Genomic DNA, 16664 nt, shown 5'->3' on the forward strand with positions numbered 1-16664 from the left:
TGACCTCGGCCCAGGGAACCCGCGTCGTGGCAGGTCACCGGCCCGGAGGTGGTTTTCTGATCTCGGCGGTTCGGTGGGGTCGGCAGGGGGGTCGCCGCGGGGTGCGCGCCGACTCGGTGCGGACGTCGGTGACGGGCCGTCAGGTGGGGGCCGGCGACCTGCCGCGGATGGCCGTCCCACCCGTCTACTGGCAGTATCGACCTTGGCGCGGCGGAGGTCACCCGAGACCACACGGCTTCACGTTCCGTGGCGAACCGTCGACTTTGTGTGTCCGGCTTTCCGGCCCCCGCACGCCCCCGTCCCCGCCCGCATCCGGACCCGCCGTGCCCGGCGCGGCGGGATCACCCGGGCGGAGCCGGGGCCGGCCGCCCGGCCCGCGGTGGCCCGCCCGGGGCGTTCCCGTCCCGCGCGGCGAAGGCGGTGCGCATCAGCCGGGCCGTGGGGGGCGGACGGGTGGCCATGGCGCGGTCGAGGGTGAGCGGGTGGCGGCTCGTGCGCGCGGAGGGAGGCCGTCCGGCCCGTCACCCGGACGAAGTCTCGTCCGGCCACGTCCGGACGCTCCGGCCGCACGGAGGAGCGCGCCCGCCCCGGCCGCACGGAGGAGTGTCCGGCCCGCTCTGCCGGGCGGGCGAGGGTGCGGCTGGGCGGCGGCGAGGTGCTGCCGTGACGCGTACGGGTCCATGACGAGCCCTCCTCTCCAGGGCGCCGCGAGCATGGCGAGGTGACCGCACCGGCCCGGCGAACCGCCTTCCCACACCACCGACTTGACACAACCTCATGTGACGAGGCCCACTGCCGGCCGGCTCGGAACGGGCGCCGTGTCCGGCTCGTCCGGCCGCGGGAAGCCTGCGGCCGGACAGTCCCCGCGCCGCCGACTGGTAGGCACCGCCAGACAGTGAAGCATTCAAGTGCCGTGCGCCTCCGGTGATTCCGGAACATGGCGTCACCGCCGCGGCGGCTTCACAAGAGTGCGGACATCGCCGCGGCCCACGCCGCCGGCATGGAGGTCAGACGTCCGGCCCTGCGCCCGCACCCCGGCCGCCTGAACCCGCCCGGCCCCCGGGCCGCCGGCACCGCATCGGCCGGGCCGTCCGGGGAACCCGGTGCCGGGCGGTTCCAGCAGGCGGGGAGCCCGTCAGGCCGCCGACCGGAGGAGGTGCCGTCGCCGTGGACGAGTGGAGGATGTGGGAGCACGACGAGGTGCGGCTGTCGGCGCGCGAGCGGCTCGCGCTGCTGCGGATCGAGGCGGACCTCCGGCGGGACCGCCGGTTCGCGCGCCGCATGGGACGGATGAGGCGCAGAGGCATGACCCGGCGCGGCGCCTGGCTGCCGGCGGCGGTGCTGCTGCTGGGGGCCGCCTCGGTGTTCGTCGCCGTGATGGGCATGCGCACCGCGGACCCCGCGCTGCTGTGGTGCTTCGCGCTGCTGTGGCCGCTGACCCTCTCCCAGGTGTTCCGGCTGCTGTGCCGGGCGAGCCGCCCCGTCCCGCGGCCCCGCCGCGGCACCCGGCCCGCCTCCTGGCTCTGAACCGGCGCCGTCCGCGTCCCGGACGAGGAGTACGGCGTGCGGCGTAGAGGAGTCACGGCCTGAGGCGTACGGCGAGCCGCGCACCGCCTGAGGCGTACGGCGAGCCGCGCACCGGGAGAAACCGGGCGCGGCCCGCCGGGACACCGGCCGCCTTTCGAGGCGGGACCGTAAGGCGCGGCCGAACGCGCGGCCGTAACCCCGTGGCTGTAACCCCGCAGCCGTCAGTCCTTGTCCTTGCCGCGGCCCGACAGCGCGTCCCGCATCCGGTCGACGAGACCGGCTCCCGGCGCCAGCAGCTTGTTGGCCGGGGGCTTGTCCGGCGCCGACGGGTGCGGGCGGGTCGGGGCCGTCTTCTTGGCCCGGCGGACCTTGTCGCCCAGCTCCATCAGCGCGTCCGGCGGACAGGCGGCCTCCAGCCGCGGGAAGAGGTTCTCCTCCTCGTCGGCCACATGGGAGCGGATCACACTCATCAGCCGCGTGATGAGTGTGTCGAACCGCGGATCGTCCGCCTGGCAGCCCTCCAGGTCCTTCATGAGCCGCTCGGCCTCGGCGTGCTCCTCGATCTCCTTGTCGGCCAGGGCGTCACCGCCCGTCAGGTGCTCGCGCACCGCCGGGTACAGGTACGACTCCTCGGCGACCGAGTGCCGGACCAGCTCGATCGTCGCCTGGTCGCACAGGGTCTTGCGGTCCGGGGAGCCCGGCGGCAGCGCCTCGATCCGGCCGAAGATCTCCTCGACCTCGCCGTGGTCGGTGGTCAGCTCCTGGATGACGTTTCCGCCATGGCCCATGGTCGTTACCTCCTGCGTGGAACGCGGCGGCCCGTGAGCGGCCGGCCGTCGCTGCGCCGGGTGCCCCGGACACGGCGCGTTACACGGCCGGCCGCGCCCGGTCAGCGCATCGGGTGGCGGGCGGCGGCCGTCCGGCCCGGTCCGGACAGCGCCCACTCCCACCAGTGGTCCATAATGAGCGCGGTCAGCGCGTCCGCCGCGACCAGCGCCGGCCAGCCCAGGACTCGGGCCTGCGCGGTGACCTTCGCACCGCCCGCGACCGGGTCGACGGCGATCACCGGGGTGCCGGCGCGCAGTGCGAGCACCAGGCCGTGCAGCCGGGTGGTGACGACCACGTCGAAACGGGCGACGAGGGCGAGGAACTGCTCCGCGGTGGCGCACAGCCGCCAGTCGTCGACGGCCAGCCGGGTCTCGGCCGGCACCCGCGCGCAGTCCTTGCCGGCGAGCCAGCCGGTGATCGCCGCGTTCACCTCCGTGTGCCGCCGGCGCGTGCCGTACTCGCCCTGGCCGCCGGAGAGCACCACGCCGGCCACGGGCGGCGGCGGACCCACCGGTGCGGCGGCGGCCAGATCGCGCCGGACGGGGTCCGCGGTGCCGTCCCGGGCGACGATCGCGTGGAAACCGGTGGCGGCGGGGTCCGCCGGGTCGACCACGGAGACCCCGGCCGCCAGTCGTGTGCAGGATCCGAACCTGGCATGCAGTGCGGCCACTTGGGGTCCGTGCACCGGACCGCACACGAAGAGCAGCGTGTCGTAGGCGTCCGGGACGGCCGTGCGCAGCGACAGCGCCCCGGGCCGGAAACCGGGGCTCCACGCGGTGTCGTGCGCGATGCCCGCCCGGGCCAGCGCGGCGGACATGTGCCGCTGGGCGAGCACGTCCCCGGCCGTGGCCTCCCCGTCGAGGAAGCTGAACCAGCCGGTGAGCAGCAGCCGCTCCGGGGTCCGGCCGGGTGCGCGCAGCAGCCGCAGTACGGCCGCCGGGACGTCGTCGTGCATCGGGGTCTCCACCGTGGTAACGGGGCGCAGGAGTCGCGCGAGTACCCATGATTCCGGACAATAAGGATCAAAGGTGTGAAAACAACTGGCTCGGGAACTCCGCAGCCAGTGCCGTCCAGCCAGTGGCGGCCGGACAGGGCGGTCCCGGCGTCCGGGGGGACCCGGGCCCTGTCCTCCCCTCGCCGACGGGTCCGTCCCCGACAGCCCGTCCCCAACGGGCCGTCCCCGACGAGCCCCTCCCCAACGGGCCGGCGGACCGGGCCCGGTGGCGCGGTACGCGCCGAACCGGCCCGCGCACGGCCCGGCGCCACGCGGCCGGAGCGTCCGGCGACCCGTTCCGGGCCCCGGACCTCGAAGGACGACGAAGGAGTAGCCCCCATGACTGGTGTGACACCGTTCCCCTGGCGGCGCGCCCTCGTGACCGGCGGCGCCGGCTTCCTCGGCTCCCACCTGTGCGAACGGCTGCTGGATTCAGGCGTCGAAGTCGACTGCGCCGACAACCTGGTCTGCGGGTGCCGCGAGAACATCGCGCACCTGGAGGACCGGCCCGGCTTCCGCTACGTGCACTGCGACGTCTGCGCGGACGAGTGCGCCGGGCTGCTGCCGGGCCCGTACGACCTGATCCTGCACTTCGCCTGCCCGGCCTCGCCCGCCGACTACCTGCGCCTGCCCCTGCAGACCCTGGACGTGGGCAGCACCGGCACCCGCAACGCGCTGGCCCTCGCCGAACGCGACGGCGCCCGCCTGCTGCTCGCCTCCACCTCCGAGGTGTACGGCGACCCGCAGGTGCACCCGCAGCACGAGGGCTACTGGGGCAACGTCAACCCGGTCGGGCCGCGCAGCGTGTACGACGAGTCCAAGCGGTTCGCCGAGGCCCTGGTCACCGCGCACGCCGGCACCCGGGGCACGAACGCCGGGATCGTCCGGCTGTTCAACACCTACGGGCCGCGGATGCGGGCCCACGACGGCCGCGCCGTGCCCACCTTCATCTGCCAGGCCCTGGCCGGCGAGCCGCTCACGGTGACCGGCGACGGCAGCCAGACCCGCTCGCTGTGCTACGTCGACGACACGGTGGACGGCATCCTGCGGGTCGCCGCGAGCCGGTCCGTGCGGCCGGTGAACATCGGCGGCAGCGACGAGATCACCGTCGCCGACCTGGCCCGCCGGGTGGTCGCCCTGACCGGTTCCCGCTCCCCGATCGCGTTCATCGACCGGCCCGTGGACGACCCCGGCCGGCGCCGCCCCGACACCACCCTCGCGCGCGAACTGCTCGGCTGGTCGCCGCAGGTGCCCTGGGAGGAGGGCCTGAAGCAGACCATCGCCTACTTCACCGCCCTGTCCCCGCAACCGGCCCCGTCGGCGACGGCCCCGCCCCCGCTGCCCTGACCCCGGCCGCTCCGCCCGTATCCCGGCCCCCGCCTGCCCCAATCCCCCCGCCCGTCCCCGGCCCTGGAGACAGCGCATGCACGTCCTCGGAATCAACGCACTCTTCCACGACCCGGCCGCCGCCCTGCTCACCGACGGCACGGTCGTGGCGGCGGCGGAGGAGGAGCGGTTCTCCCGCCGCAAGCACGGCAAGCGGCCCCTGCCCTTCTCGGCCTGGGAACTGCCCGAGCAGGCGGCCCGCTGGACCCTGGAACAGGCCGGCCTGACCCCGTCCGACCTGGACGCCGTCGCCTACTCCTACGACCCCGCCCTGGCCCGCCCCGCCGACCGCATGGGCCTGCACGACCCCTGGGACCACCTGCGCCAGGACTACGCCCGCCAGGCACCGGCCTTCCTCGCCGAGGCGCTGCCCGGCCTCGACCCCGCCAAGGTGCGCTTCGTCCCGCACCACGTGGCGCACGCGGCCTCCGCCGGGGCCGTCTCGCCGTACCCCGACTGCGCCGTCCTCGTCCTGGACGGCCGCGGCGAGTGCGGCTCCCACCTGGCCGGCCGCTACGGCAACCGCGAGCTGACCGTGCTCGCCGCCCAGGAACTGCCCGACTCCCTCGGCCTGTTCTACGAGGACCTCACCCAGCACCTCGGATTCCTGCGCAGCAGCGACGAGTTCAAGGTCATGGCGCTCGCCTCCTACGGCACCCCGCGCTTCGCCGGCCGGCTGCGGGAGTACGTCCGCGCCGACGAGCGGGGCGGCTTCCGGGCCCGCCCGGTGCCCTGGGCCGAACTCGTCCCGCCACGCCCGGCCGGCGGCGCCTGGAACCAGGACCACGCCGATCTCGCCGCCAGCGCCCAGCTCTGCCTGGAGGAGGTGATGCTGGCGCTCGCCCGGTGGCTGCGCGAGCACACCGGCGAGGACGCGCTCACCCTGGCCGGCGGTGTCGCCCTGAACTGCGTCGCCAACACCCGGTTGTGGCGCGAGAGCGGCTTCCGGCACCTCTGGGTGCAGCCCGCCGCCGGCGACGCCGGCACGGCCCTCGGCGCCGCCGCGCACATCGCCGGGCAGAAGGACACCCTGGAGCCGATGCCGACGGCCGCCCTGGGCCGCGGCTGGAGCGACACCGAACTGCGGGCGTGGCTGGAGCGGGCCGCCGTGCCGTACGAGGAACCCGCCGACATCGCCGAGACGGCCGCCGAGACGCTGGCCGCCGACGGGATCGTGGCCTGGTTCCAGGGCCGCAGCGAGTACGGGCCGCGCGCGCTCGGCCACCGCTCCCTGCTCGCCCACCCGGGCAGGGCGGCGAACCTGGAGCGGCTCAACGCGGTCAAGGGACGCGAGGAGTTCCGGCCCGTCGCGCCCATGGTGCTCGCCGAACGCGCCGCCGAGATCTTCGACGGGCCGCTGCCCAGCCCGCACATGCTGTTCGTGCACGACGTGGCCGCCGAGTGGCGGGCCCGCATCCCGGCCGTGGTGCACGTCGACGGCACCGCCCGCATCCAGACCGTCGACCGCGCCCAGGAACCTCTGGTGGCCCGGATGATCGAGGGCTTCGAACGGCGCACCGGGCTGCCGGTGGTGGTCAACACCAGCCTCAACACCGCCGGCCGGCCCATGGTCGACGACCCCCGGGACGCCCTGGAGTGCTTCGGCTCCGCCCCCGTGGACCTGCTGGTGCTCGGCCCGTTCGCGATCCGCCGCGGGAAGGTCTTCGCATGAGTGACGCCCCCGCCTACACCGTCGTCGTCCCGACCATCGGCCGCCCCTGCCTCGCCGAGTGCCTGCGCGCGCTCGCCCAGGGCACCGGCGAGCACCCTCCGCACGAGGTGGTCGTCGTGGACGACCGGCCCGCCTCCGAGGGCGACCTGCCGCTGGAGAGCGCCGGACACCTGCTCGACCGGGTGCGCACCCTGCGCACCGGCGGCAAGGGCCCGGCCGCCGCCCGCAACACCGGCTGGCGCACCGTCCGCACGCCCTGGACGGTCTTCCTGGACGACGACGTCCAGGTGCTCCCCGACTGGTCCCGGCGGCTCGCCGGGGACCTGCGCGAGGCCGGCCCCGACACCGGCGGCGTCCAGGGACGGCTGCGGGTCCCGCTGCCCCCGGACCGCCGGCCCACCGACTGGGAACGCACCACCAAGGGCCTGGAGAACGCCGCCTGGGCCACCGCCGACATGGCCTACCGCACCGAGGCCCTGAAACGGACCGGCGGCTTCGACGAACGCTTCCCGCGGGCCTTCCGCGAGGACGCCGACCTCGCCCTGCGCGTCCAGCGGGCCGGCTGGGCCCTCACCCGCGGCGCCCGCGTCACCCGGCACCCGGTCCGTCCCGCCCACTGGTGGGCCTCGCTGCCCGTACAGCGCGGCAACGCCGACGACGCCCTGATGAACCGGCTGCACGGCCGCGACTGGTGGCACCGCGCCCGGGCACCCCGCGGCCGGCTGCCCCGCCACCTGGCCGTCACCGGCGTGGCCCTCGCCGCCACCGCCTGCGCGCTGACCGGCCGGCACCGGGCCGCGACCGCCTGCGCCGCCCTGTGGACCCTCGGCACCGCCGAGTTCGCCCTCGCCCGCATCCTGCCCGGCCCGCGCACCGTCCGCGAGGTCGCCGGGATGCTCGGCACCAGCGTGCTCATACCGCCGCTCGCCGTGCAGCACTGGCTGCGCGGCGCCGTCCGCCACCGGCACGCCCGGCCGCTGGGAGGTGCCGGATGACCCCCGTCCGCGCCGTCCTGTTCGACCGCGACGGCACCCTCGTCGCGGACGTGCCGTACAACGGCGACCCGGACCGGGTCCGGCTGCTGCCGGGCGCCGGGGAGGCCGTCGCGCTCGCCCGGTCCCAGGGCCTCGCCACCGGCGTGGTCAGCAACCAGTCCGGCATCGGACGCGGACTGCTCACCGTCGGACAGGTCCTGCGGGTCAACGCGCGCGCCGACGCGCTGCTCGGCGGCCTGGACACCTGGGTGTTCTGCCCGCACGCCCCCGACGCCGGCTGCCCCTGCCGCAAACCCCGGCCCGGCCTGGTCCGCGCCGCCGCCGCCCGGCTCGGCGTACCGCCCGCCGCCTGCCTGGTGATCGGTGACATCGCCGCCGACGTGCTGGCCGCCCGCGCCGCGGGCGCCCGGGGCGTGCTGGTGCCGAACGCGGCCACCGCACCGGCCGAGACGGCACGCTTCGCCGGCCAGTCGGCCCCCGACGTGCTCACCGCCGTACGGAGCGCCCTCGGCGCGGCAGCGGGGAGGACACCGGCATGAACTCCCTCGTCGTCCGGCTCGACAGCTTCGGTGACGTCCTGCTCGCCGGCCCCGCCGTCCGCGCCGTCGCCGCCCACAGCAGCCGGGTCACCCTGCTGTGCGGACCGCGCGGCGCGGACGCCGCCCGGCTGCTGCCCGGCGTCGACGAGGTACTGGTGTGGGAGGCGCCCTGGGAGGGCTTCGACCCGCCCCCGGTCAGCCCCGCGGACATCGGCGCCCTGCTGGACCGGCTGCGCGCCGGCGCCCACGACAGCGCGCTCGTCCTCACCTCCTTCCACCAGAGCCCGCTGCCCACCGCCCTGCTGCTGCGGCTCGCCGGCGTCCGCCGCATCGGCGCCGACAGCGCCGACCACCCCGGCCGGCTCCTCGACGTACGCCACCGCCGCCGGGCCGGCCGGCACGAGGCCGAGGCGGCCCTCGACACCGCCGCCGCCATGGGCTTCACACCGCCGCCCGGCGACGACGGCCGGCTGCGCGTCCTGCCCCCGCCGGACACCGGAGGACTGACTGGCCACGGCCCCTACGTCGTCCTGCACCCCGGCGCCAGCGCCCCCGCCCGCGCCTGGAGCCCCGGCCGGTGCGCCGAGGCGGTCACCCTGCTCGCCGACGCCGGGCACCGCGTCGTCGTCACCGGCGGCCCCCACGAGACCGGCCTCACCCGGCGGGTCAGCGGCGACACGGCCGTGGACCTCGGCGGCCGGACCTCCCCGCGTACCCTCGCCGGGGTGCTGCGCCTGGCCGACGTCGTGATCAGCGCCAACACCGGACCCGCCCACCTCGCCGCCGCCGTCGGCACCCCGGTCGTCTCGCTGTTCGCACCCGTCGTACCGGCCGAACGCTGGGCGCCCTACGGCGTCCCCGTCATCCTGCTCGGCGACCAGTCGGCGCCCTGCGCGGACACCCGGGCCCTCACCTGCCCGGTGCCCGGCCACCCCTGCCTGGACGAGGTCACCGGACAGGACGTGGTGCGCGCGGTGCACAAGCTCATCCAGGAGCGGCAGTCATGAACATCCTCGTCTGGCACGTGCACGGATCCTGGCTCACCGCCTTCGTCCAGGGCCCGCACACCTATCTGGTCCCGGTCACCGAGGACCGCGGACCCGACGGCCTCGGCCGCGCGGTGACCTGGGACTGGCCCGGGTCCGTGCGCGAACTCACCCCCGGCGAACTGCGGGACGCCGACATCGACCTGATGGTGCTCCAGCGCCCGCACGAACCCGGACTCGCCCTGCGCTGGACCGGCCGCCGGCCCGGACGGGACGTACCCGCCGTGTACGTCGAGCACAACAGCCCCGACGAGTCGCCCGAACGGCAACTCCACCCGCTCGCCGGGCAGTCGGCCGTGCCCGTCGTGCACGTCACCCACTTCAACCGGCTGATGTGGGACAACGGCCGGGCCCCGGCGGAGGTCGTGGAACACGGCATCGTCGACCCCGGCCCGCTGTGGACCGGCACCGAGCCGCACGCGGCCGTCGTCGTCAACGACCCCGTGCGCAGGGGCCGTACGACCGGCACCGACCTGCTGCCGGCGTTCGCCCGGTGCGCACCGCTGGACGTCTTCGGCATGCGCACCGAAGGACTCGCCGGCCACCTGGGCCTGCCACCCGGGCGCTGCCGCACCCGGGATCTGCCCCAGCGCGAGCTGCACCGGGAGATGGCCCGGTGCCGCCTGTACCTGCACCCCGTGCGCTGGACCTCGCTCGGCCTGTCCCTGCTGGAAGCCATGTTCCTCGGCATGCCCGTGGTCGCCCTGGACACCACCGAGGTCCGGGAGGCCGTACCCGAGGGCGCCGGAGTGGTCTCGAACCGGCTCGACGTACTGCAGGACGCCGTACGCGCCTTCCTCGCCGACCCCGCACTGGCCCGCCGGACCGGCGCGGCGGCCCGGGCCGCGGCCCGGGCCCGCTACGGAGAGCGGCGCTTCCTGGACGACTGGGAACGCCTGATCAAGGAGGTCACCCGATGAGCCGCATTCCGCACTCGGCCGGGCGCGTCGCCATGGTCTCCGAGCACGCCAGCCCGCTGGCCGCGCTCGGCGGCCCGGACGCGGGCGGCCAGAACGTGTACGTGGCGCAGCTCGCCCGACAGCTCGCCCGCAGGGGATACCGGGTCACGGTCTACACCCGGCGGGACTCGGCCGGCCTGCCGGACCGGGTGACCCTCATCGACGGCGTCCAGGTGGTGCACGTGCCCGCCGGACCGCCCGCACCCGTCCCCAAGGACGAACTCCTCCCGCACATGACCGAGTTCGGGAACTTCCTGGCCCGCCAGTGGACGCAGAGCCCGCCCGACGTGGTGCACGCCCACTTCTGGATGTCCGGCCTGGCCGCCCTGGCCGGCGCCCGCGACCAGGGCGTCCCCGTCGTGCTGACCTACCACGCGCTGGGCACGGTGAAGAAGCGCTACCAGGGCACCGCCGACACCAGCCCGCCGCAGCGCCTGGCCATCGAGGAGGCCATCGGCCACGAATGCGCCCGGATCATCGCCACGTGCAGCGACGAGGTGGCCGAACTGAAGGCCATGGGACTGCCCGAGGACCGGATCAGCGTCGTGCCCTGCGGCGTCGACCCCGACCAGTTCGCACCGGTCGCCCCCACCCGCCCGCCCGGCGCCCGCAGACGGCTGCTGGCCGTCGGCCGGCTCGTGCCCCGCAAGGGTTTCGACCACGCCATCCGCGCCCTGGCCGGCGTCCCCGACGCCGAACTCCTCATCGCCGGCGGCCCCGAGGCCGACCTGCTCGGCACCGAACCCGAGGCCGCGCGCCTGTACGGCATCGCCGGCGAGTACGGCGTCTCCGACCGGGTCACCCTGCTCGGCGGGGTCGGCCGGGCCCGGATGCCCCGGCTGATGTCCAGCGCCGACCTGGTGCTGTCCCTGCCCCGGTACGAGCCCTTCGGCATCGTCCCGCTGGAGGCCATGGCCTGCGCCACACCGGTCGTCGCCACCGCCGTCGGCGGCCAGCTCGACACGGTCGTCGACGGCACCACGGGCCTGCTGGTCCCGGCCGACGACGACTACGACCTCGGCGCGGCCCTCCGCGCCCTCCTCGCCGACCCCGGCCGGCTCGCCCGGTACGGGGCCGCCGGCCGCGACCGGGTGCTCGGCCACTACACCTGGGACCGGGTCGCCGACGGCGTGGCCGGGGTGTACGCCGCCGTGTCCCCGGTCCGCTCGCTCTCGGGGGTGGTCCGATGAACACCGGCCTCCACGCCACACCGCACTGCGACGACCTCGCCAAGGCCCTGGAGGCGTTCCGGGAGCACGGCCCGCTGCTGGAGCGCTGGGGCGCCGAACTCGCCCGCCGGCTGGGCGCGGGAGCCCGGCTGCTCGCCGCCGGCAACGGCGGCAGCGCCGCCCAGGCCCAGCACCTCACCGCCGAACTCGTCGGCCGCTACCGCGACGACCGCCCGCCGTTCTCCGCGGTCGCCCTGCACGCCGACACCTCCGCCACCACCGCGATCGCCAACGACTACGGCGTCCAGGAGCTGTTCGCCCGGCAGACCGCCGCGCACGGCCGCCCCGGCGACGTGCTCCTGCTGCTGTCGACCAGCGGCGCCAGCGCCAACCTGCTGACCGCCGCCGAACGCGCGCACGGCCTCGGCATGACGGTGTGGGCGCTGACCGGACGCCCGCCCAACCCGCTGCACCTCGGCGCCGACGAGGCCCTGTGCGTCGACGCGCCCGGCGCCGCCACCGTCCAGGAACTCCACCTCGTCGCCGTGCACATGCTCTGCGAGAGCTTCGACCGGGCCGTGGAACGCGGCGCGGCGGGCCAGGGGGCGGATGGCACAGTGGTCGGCGGCGGCGACGACGGTGAAGCGGGTGCGGGTGGTCGGGCTGGCGTGGGTGGCCGGCCCGGCGTCGATGGTCGGGCCTGCGTTGCTGGTGAGCCGGTCGTGGACGGCCAGCCCGGCGCGGGCGCCCGGTCCGGCGCGGACGCCCCGCCCGGCGTAGACGGCCAGCCCGGCGCCGTCAGCGGGCCCGGTGCCGACGGCCAGCCTGGTGTCGTCGGACGGCCCGGTGTCGACGGCCGGCCGGTCGGCCGTGCCCGCAGCGTCGGCCGGACCGCACCCGGCGCGCCCATAGCCCCTAGGAAGGGACAGGCATGACCGCCTCACAGACGCCCCTGGTCGTCGTCGGCGACGCCCTGCTCGACCACGACCTGTGCGGCCGGGCCGACCGCCTGGCCCCGGACGCGCCGGTACCCGTCGTCCACGACACCCGGCGCAGCTCCCGCCCGGGCGGCGCGGCCCTCGCCGCCTGCCTCGCCGCCGCCGACGGCCGTCCCGTCACCCTGGTCACCGCCCTCGGCACCGACCCCGCCAGCGACACCCTGCGCGCCCTGCTGGCCGGCCGGGTCCGCCTCGTCGCACTGCCCCTGGACGGCACGCTGAGCAGCAAGACCAGGGTCCTGGCCGGTGACCGGCCGCTGCTGCGCCTGGACGACGGCGAGGGCCGCGCCCGCGAGGCGACCCCGCAGGCGGTGGCCGCGATCGCGGCGGCGGCGGGCGTCCTCGTCGCCGACTACGGCCGGGGCACCGCCGACGTCCTCCGGGACGCCCTGGCCCACACGGCGGCCCCCGTCGTCTGGGACCCCCACGTACGCGGCCGGCCCCCCGTCCCCGGCGTCCGCCTCGCCACCCCCTCCGCCCAGGAGGCCCGCGCCTTCGCCCGGCGGCTGACCGCGGCCGGCGCCGGGGCGGCCGGCGACACGGCCGGGCTGCGCACCGCCGCCCGGGACGCCCGCGCCCTCGTCCGGGCCTGGCGGGCCCAGGCCGTCGCGGTGACCCTCGGCGACCGCGGCGCCCTGCTCTCGCACGGCGAGACCCCGCTGCTGGTGCCGACCCCGGCCGCCGCCACGGGCGACCCGTGCGGAGCCGGCGACCGGTTCGCCGCGGCCGCCGCCGGACAGCTCGCCGACGGCGCCCTCACCGAGGCCGCCGTCCAGGCCGCCGTCCACGCCGCCACCCGCTATGTCGCCGAGGGCGGCGCCCGCGCGATCGCCGTACCGGACCGGCCGGAACCGGCCGCGGAGCCCGCGGCCGACGGCGACACCACCGCCGACGCCGTGCGCACCGCCGCCCGGGTCCGGGCCGCGGGCGGCACCGTCGTCGCCGCCGGCGGCTGCTTCGACCTGCTGCACGCCGGTCACGTGGCCCTGCTCCAGGCCGCCCGCCGGGCCGGTGACTGCCTCGTCGTGTGCGTCAACTCCGACGCCTCCGTGCGCCGCCGCAAGGGCGCCGGCCGGCCCCTGGTCCCGGCCGCCGACCGGGTACGGGTGCTGCGCGCGCTGGAGTGCGTGGACGCCGTCGCCGTCTTCGACGAGGACACCCCCGAACGCCTCCTCGGCGAACTCCGCCCGCACATCTGGGCCAAGGGCGGCGACTACGCGCGGACCCGGCTGCCGGAACAGCCGCTGGTGGAGAGCTGGGGCGGCCAGGTCCTGCTGCTGCCCTACCTCGACGGCCGCTCCACCACCGGCCTGGCCCGCCGGGCGGCCCTCACCCCCACGGCGGGAGACCCCCAGTGACCCCCACCCCCCGCACACGCACCCCCCACCCCCCGCACGTGCCCCACCCGACGGCCACCACCAGGACCCGCCCGGCCCCCGCCGCCCTCGGTCCCGAGATCCGCCGCGCGGTCCCCGCCGCCCCCGCCGCCGAGTCCCGCCTCGGGCGCCCCGCCGCCGACGCGGCCGGGTGCGCGGCCGGGTGCGTCGTGGGCCGCTTCCCCGTGCGCTACGGAGGACGCGTCCAGTGACCGCCGAGCAAGCCCCGTGCGTCCTGGTCCTGCGCGCGCTGGGCCTGGGGGACCTGCTGGCCGGGGTGCCCGCGCTGCGCGGGATCCGCCGCGCCTTCCCCGGCCACCGGATCGTCCTCGCCCAGCCGCCCGGCCTGACCGAACTCGCGCTGGCCAGTGGCGCGGTCGACGCCGTGTTCCCGGCCGAGGCACCGGGCCGCGCGGTGCCCGGCCTGCGCCACTGGCCCGGTCCACCACCCGACGTGGCCGTCGACCTGCACGGCAACGGCCCCGAGAGCCGCGACGCCCTGGCCGCCCTGCGCCCGCGCCGGCTGCTCGCCCACGCCTGCCCGGACGGCCCGCCCTGGCCGGCCCGCGTCAACGAACGCGACCGCTGGTGCGCCTTCCTGCGCGCCTACGGCATCCCCGCCGACCCCCGGGACCTGCGGCTGCCCCGCCCCGCCACGCCGTCCCCGGCCCCGGGCGCGGTCGTCGTGCACCCCGGCGCGGCCTCCGCCTCCCGCCGCTGGCCGGCGGAGCGGTTCGCGGCCGTCGTACGGTGCCTGCGCGCCGCCGGCCACCGCGTGGTCCTCACCGGCGGCCCCGGCGAGGACGACCTGGTCCGCGAGGTCGCCGAACGCGGCGGCCGGCCCGGCGGCGACGTGTTCACCGGCGGCCTGCCCCCGGGCCCGCTGAGCGCCCTGATCGCCGGGGCCGCCCTGCTGCTCAGCGGCGACACCGGCCTCGCCCATCTCGCGGTGGCCCACGGCACCCGCTCCGTCACCCTGTTCGGACCCGTCTCCCCGCGCCTGTGGGGCCCGCCGCCCGGCCCGGACCACGTGGCCCTGTGGAAGCCCGGCCCGCCCGGCGACCCGCACGGCGCCACCACCGACGCCCGCCTGCTGCGCATCGGCACCGGCGAGGTCGCCGCGGCCTGCCTGACGCTCCTGCGGGACACCCGCGCCCGGCGCCGGGCGACCGGAGAGGAGGTGGCCCATGCCCACTGAACCGGCCCCCGGCCGCACCCGCGCCCCCGCCGCCCCCGGCGATCCGCGGATCACCGTCGCCGTCATCACCCGCGACCGCCCCGCCAGCCTGCTGCGCACCCTGGACGCGCTGGCCGCGCTGCCCGAACGGCCACCGGTCGTCGTGGTCGACAACTCCCGCGCCGACACCACCCGCCGGGCCGTGGCCGGCCACCCGGCCGTCACCCGCCTGCTGCGGCCCGCCCGCAACACCGGCGCCGTCGGCCGAACCCTGGCCGCGCGCCACGCCCGCACGCCCTACGTCGCCTTCAGCGACGACGACTCCTGGTGGGAACCGGGCAGCCTGGCCCGCGCCGCCGACCTCCTCGACCGGTACCCGCGGCTCGGCCTGCTCGCCGCCCGCACCCTGGTCGGCGCCGAGGCCGCCGAGGACCCGCTCAACGCCGTCCTCGCCGCCTCGCCGCTGCCCGCCCGGCCCGACCTGCCCGGCCGCCCGGTGCTCGGCTTCCTCGGCTGCGCCTGCGTGGTCCGCCGGGAGGCCTTCCTCGGCGTCGGCGGCTACCACCCGCTGCTCTTCTTCGGCGGCGAGGAGACCCTGCTCGCCTACGACCTGGCCGCCGCCGGCTGGGGCGTCACCTACGAGCCCGCCCTGCGCGCCCGCCACCACCCCGAGGACCACGGCCGCACCGGCCGCTCCTCGCTCGTCCGGCGCAACCACGTCCTCACCACCTGTCTGCGCCGCCCCTGGCCGGTCGCCCTGCGCGCCGGCACCGACCTGGCACTGGCCGCCGCGGCCGGCCGCCCCGGCGCGCGCCGGGCCCTGAAGGAGGCCGTCGCCCGGTTCCCGGCCGCGCTCGCCCGCCGCCGCCCCCTGCCCCCGCGCGTCGAGCACGCCGCCCGGCTGCTCGACCGGGAGGCCTCCGGACGCCCACGGGAAGGCACCGCACCGACATGACCCGGACCGGACCCGACGACCGTACGACCGTCGTCGTGATCACCCACAACCGCCGCGACGAACTGCTGCGCACCCTGGCCCTGCTGCGCGGACTGCCCGAACGCCCGCCCGTCATCGTCACCGACAACGCCTCCACCGACGGCACCGCCGAGGCCGTCGCCCGGGACTTCCCGGAGATGACCCTGCTGCGCCCCGGCCGCAACCTGGGCGCCATCGGCCGCAACCTGGCCGTCCGGCGGGCGCGCACGCCGTACGTCGCCTTCTGCGACGACGACAGCTGGTGGGAGCCCGGCAGCCTGCGCCGGGCCGCCGACCTGCTGGACACCCGGCCCCGGCTGGCGGCCGTCACCGCGCGCATCCTCGTCGAGCCGGCCGGCACCGAGGACCCGGTGGTGCGCGAGCTGCGCGAATCCCCACTGGCCGGACCCGGCTGGCTGCCCGGACCCGCGCTCGGCTCCTTCCTCGCCGCCGCCACCGTGCTGCGCACCGAGGCGTTCTGGGCCGGCGGCGGCTTCCACCCCGGCCTGTGGCTCGGCGGCGAGGAGGAACTGCTCGCCTGCGATCTGCAACGCCAGGGCTGGTGGCTCGCCTACGCCGAGGAACTCACCGTCCACCATCAGGCCTCCCTGCTGCGCGACAGCACGGCCCGCCGCGTCCTCGGCCTGCGCAACACCCTGTGGTTCACCTGGCTGCGCCGGCCCCTGCTGCCGGCACTGCGCCGCACCGGGCACCTCGTGAGGACCGTGCCCCGGGACGCCGCGTCCGCCCGCGCGTTCGCCCACGCCACCGCCGGACTGCCGTGGGTGCTGCGCCAGCGCGATCCCGTGCCGGCGGCCCTGGAACGCCGGATCGCCGCGCTGGAACGGGCCCGCCGCGACTCACCCGCACGGCGGTACGTCGGCTGACCGGCCGACGCCGCGCCCGCGCCCGGCGCCCGGAGACACCGGCGTGCCCGACGCACCCCGCGCACCGGCGCGCACGCCGGACAGGCCGCCTGCACAGGCCGCCCGGACCGGGGAGCACCCGCCGCTGGACGCACCGAC

At 77.2% G+C, this 16664-nt stretch carries 16 protein-coding genes; 14 read left to right on the top strand and 2 right to left on the bottom strand.

Annotated features, from left to right (window positions below):
• The first annotated feature begins 1167 nt into the window (after nt 1–1167).
• Nucleotides 1168–1527 carry a DUF3040 domain-containing protein gene (locus ACH4OA_RS24320; RefSeq protein WP_397970830.1) on the top strand — a complete coding sequence of 120 codons (360 nt, stop codon included), beginning with the start codon at nt 1168–1170 and terminating at the stop codon, nt 1525–1527.
• A 221-nt stretch (nt 1528–1748) separates the two neighbouring features.
• Here ACH4OA_RS24320 and ACH4OA_RS24325 read toward each other — a convergent pair whose 3' ends face one another.
• Together ACH4OA_RS24325 and ACH4OA_RS24330 are read right to left on the bottom strand one after the other, a co-directional pair.
• Nucleotides 1749–2315 carry a hemerythrin domain-containing protein gene (locus ACH4OA_RS24325; protein ID WP_365877581.1) on the bottom strand — a complete coding sequence of 189 codons (567 nt, stop codon included), beginning with the start codon at nt 2313–2315 and terminating at the stop codon, nt 1749–1751.
• Nucleotides 2316–2416: 101 nt separating this feature from the next.
• Nucleotides 2417–3310: a polysaccharide pyruvyl transferase family protein gene (locus ACH4OA_RS24330; protein ID WP_397970832.1), complete on the bottom strand. Its 894-nt coding sequence runs from the start codon at nt 3308–3310 to the stop codon at nt 2417–2419.
• Between the two features lie 378 nt (nt 3311–3688).
• On the opposite strand from ACH4OA_RS24330, the gene ACH4OA_RS24335 reads away from it, so the two are divergent.
• The 13 genes from ACH4OA_RS24335 (at nt 3689) to ACH4OA_RS24395 (ending at nt 16526) form a co-directional block, all read left to right on the top strand.
• Nucleotides 3689–4696 (top strand): NAD-dependent epimerase/dehydratase family protein, encoded by a 1008-nt coding sequence (locus tag ACH4OA_RS24335; RefSeq protein ID WP_365877585.1) that lies wholly within the window; start codon nt 3689–3691, stop codon nt 4694–4696.
• Nucleotides 4697–4772: 76 nt separating this feature from the next.
• Complete coding sequence (locus ACH4OA_RS24340) at nt 4773–6407, top strand: carbamoyltransferase (protein ID WP_397970835.1); 1635 nt, start codon at nt 4773–4775, stop codon at nt 6405–6407.
• Nucleotides 6404–7402 carry a glycosyltransferase family 2 protein gene (locus ACH4OA_RS24345; RefSeq protein ID WP_397970838.1) on the top strand — a complete coding sequence of 333 codons (999 nt, stop codon included), beginning with the start codon at nt 6404–6406 and terminating at the stop codon, nt 7400–7402. The genes ACH4OA_RS24340 and ACH4OA_RS24345 overlap by 4 nt, the downstream gene beginning before the upstream one ends.
• A complete protein-coding gene (locus ACH4OA_RS24350) occupies nt 7399–7941 on the top strand; it encodes a D-glycero-alpha-D-manno-heptose-1,7-bisphosphate 7-phosphatase (protein WP_397937454.1) in 543 nt (180 codons plus the stop codon). Before ACH4OA_RS24345 ends, ACH4OA_RS24350 begins: the two co-directional genes overlap by 4 nt.
• Nucleotides 7938–8948, top strand: a complete 1011-nt coding sequence (locus tag ACH4OA_RS24355; RefSeq protein WP_365877593.1) for a glycosyltransferase family 9 protein — start codon at nt 7938–7940, stop codon at nt 8946–8948. The genes ACH4OA_RS24350 and ACH4OA_RS24355 overlap by 4 nt, the downstream gene beginning before the upstream one ends.
• On the top strand, nt 8945–9907 hold the full coding sequence (locus ACH4OA_RS24360; protein ID WP_397937456.1) for a glycosyltransferase: 963 nt from the start codon (nt 8945–8947) through the stop codon (nt 9905–9907). The genes ACH4OA_RS24355 and ACH4OA_RS24360 overlap by 4 nt, the downstream gene beginning before the upstream one ends.
• A complete protein-coding gene (locus ACH4OA_RS24365; RefSeq protein ID WP_397970841.1) occupies nt 9904–11136 on the top strand; it encodes a glycosyltransferase in 1233 nt (410 codons plus the stop codon). Before ACH4OA_RS24360 ends, ACH4OA_RS24365 begins: the two co-directional genes overlap by 4 nt.
• Nucleotides 11133–12050: an SIS domain-containing protein gene (locus ACH4OA_RS24370; RefSeq protein WP_397970844.1), complete on the top strand. Its 918-nt coding sequence runs from the start codon at nt 11133–11135 to the stop codon at nt 12048–12050. Before ACH4OA_RS24365 ends, ACH4OA_RS24370 begins: the two co-directional genes overlap by 4 nt.
• Complete coding sequence (locus tag ACH4OA_RS24375; protein WP_365941676.1) at nt 12047–13471, top strand: PfkB family carbohydrate kinase; 1425 nt, start codon at nt 12047–12049, stop codon at nt 13469–13471. The genes ACH4OA_RS24370 and ACH4OA_RS24375 overlap by 4 nt, the downstream gene beginning before the upstream one ends.
• A 38-nt stretch (nt 13472–13509) precedes the next feature.
• Complete coding sequence (locus ACH4OA_RS24380; protein ID WP_397970846.1) at nt 13510–13701, top strand: hypothetical protein; 192 nt, start codon at nt 13510–13512, stop codon at nt 13699–13701.
• Entirely contained in the window at nt 13698–14687 is a 990-nt protein-coding gene (locus ACH4OA_RS24385; RefSeq protein WP_397970849.1) for a glycosyltransferase family 9 protein, read from the top strand. Before ACH4OA_RS24380 ends, ACH4OA_RS24385 begins: the two co-directional genes overlap by 4 nt.
• On the top strand, nt 14677–15621 hold the full coding sequence (locus ACH4OA_RS24390; protein WP_397970852.1) for a glycosyltransferase family 2 protein: 945 nt from the start codon (nt 14677–14679) through the stop codon (nt 15619–15621). The genes ACH4OA_RS24385 and ACH4OA_RS24390 overlap by 11 nt, the downstream gene beginning before the upstream one ends.
• Nucleotides 15618–16526: a glycosyltransferase family 2 protein gene (locus tag ACH4OA_RS24395; RefSeq protein WP_397947489.1), complete on the top strand. Its 909-nt coding sequence runs from the start codon at nt 15618–15620 to the stop codon at nt 16524–16526. The genes ACH4OA_RS24390 and ACH4OA_RS24395 overlap by 4 nt, the downstream gene beginning before the upstream one ends.
• The last annotated feature ends 138 nt before the right edge of the window (nt 16527–16664 follow it).

The sequence above is a fragment of the Streptomyces sp. NPDC017095 genome (assembly GCF_044332325.1).
GTDB lineage: Bacteria > Actinomycetota > Actinomycetes > Streptomycetales > Streptomycetaceae > Streptomyces.

What these genes read in the sequence shown, in the direction of transcription:
- ACH4OA_RS24340 (WP_397970835.1), top strand. Translation starts at nt 4,773, where the DNA reads ATGCACGTCCTCGGAATCAACGCACTCTTCCACGACCCGGCCGCCGCC.
- ACH4OA_RS24350 (WP_397937454.1), top strand. Translation starts at nt 7,399, where the DNA reads ATGACCCCCGTCCGCGCCGTCCTGTTCGACCGCGACGGCACCCTCGTC.
- ACH4OA_RS24390 (WP_397970852.1), top strand. Translation starts at nt 14,677, where the DNA reads ATGCCCACTGAACCGGCCCCCGGCCGCACCCGCGCCCCCGCCGCCCCC.
- ACH4OA_RS24330 (WP_397970832.1), bottom strand. Translation starts at nt 3,310, where the DNA reads ATGCACGACGACGTCCCGGCGGCCGTACTGCGGCTGCTGCGCGCACCC.
- ACH4OA_RS24345 (WP_397970838.1), top strand. Translation starts at nt 6,404, where the DNA reads ATGAGTGACGCCCCCGCCTACACCGTCGTCGTCCCGACCATCGGCCGC.
- ACH4OA_RS24335 (WP_365877585.1), top strand. Translation starts at nt 3,689, where the DNA reads ATGACTGGTGTGACACCGTTCCCCTGGCGGCGCGCCCTCGTGACCGGC.
- ACH4OA_RS24375 (WP_365941676.1), top strand. Translation starts at nt 12,047, where the DNA reads ATGACCGCCTCACAGACGCCCCTGGTCGTCGTCGGCGACGCCCTGCTC.
- ACH4OA_RS24355 (WP_365877593.1), top strand. Translation starts at nt 7,938, where the DNA reads ATGAACTCCCTCGTCGTCCGGCTCGACAGCTTCGGTGACGTCCTGCTC.
- ACH4OA_RS24395 (WP_397947489.1), top strand. Translation starts at nt 15,618, where the DNA reads ATGACCCGGACCGGACCCGACGACCGTACGACCGTCGTCGTGATCACC.
- ACH4OA_RS24360 (WP_397937456.1), top strand. Translation starts at nt 8,945, where the DNA reads ATGAACATCCTCGTCTGGCACGTGCACGGATCCTGGCTCACCGCCTTC.
- ACH4OA_RS24365 (WP_397970841.1), top strand. Translation starts at nt 9,904, where the DNA reads ATGAGCCGCATTCCGCACTCGGCCGGGCGCGTCGCCATGGTCTCCGAG.
- ACH4OA_RS24325 (WP_365877581.1), bottom strand. Translation starts at nt 2,315, where the DNA reads ATGGGCCATGGCGGAAACGTCATCCAGGAGCTGACCACCGACCACGGC.
- ACH4OA_RS24370 (WP_397970844.1), top strand. Translation starts at nt 11,133, where the DNA reads ATGAACACCGGCCTCCACGCCACACCGCACTGCGACGACCTCGCCAAG.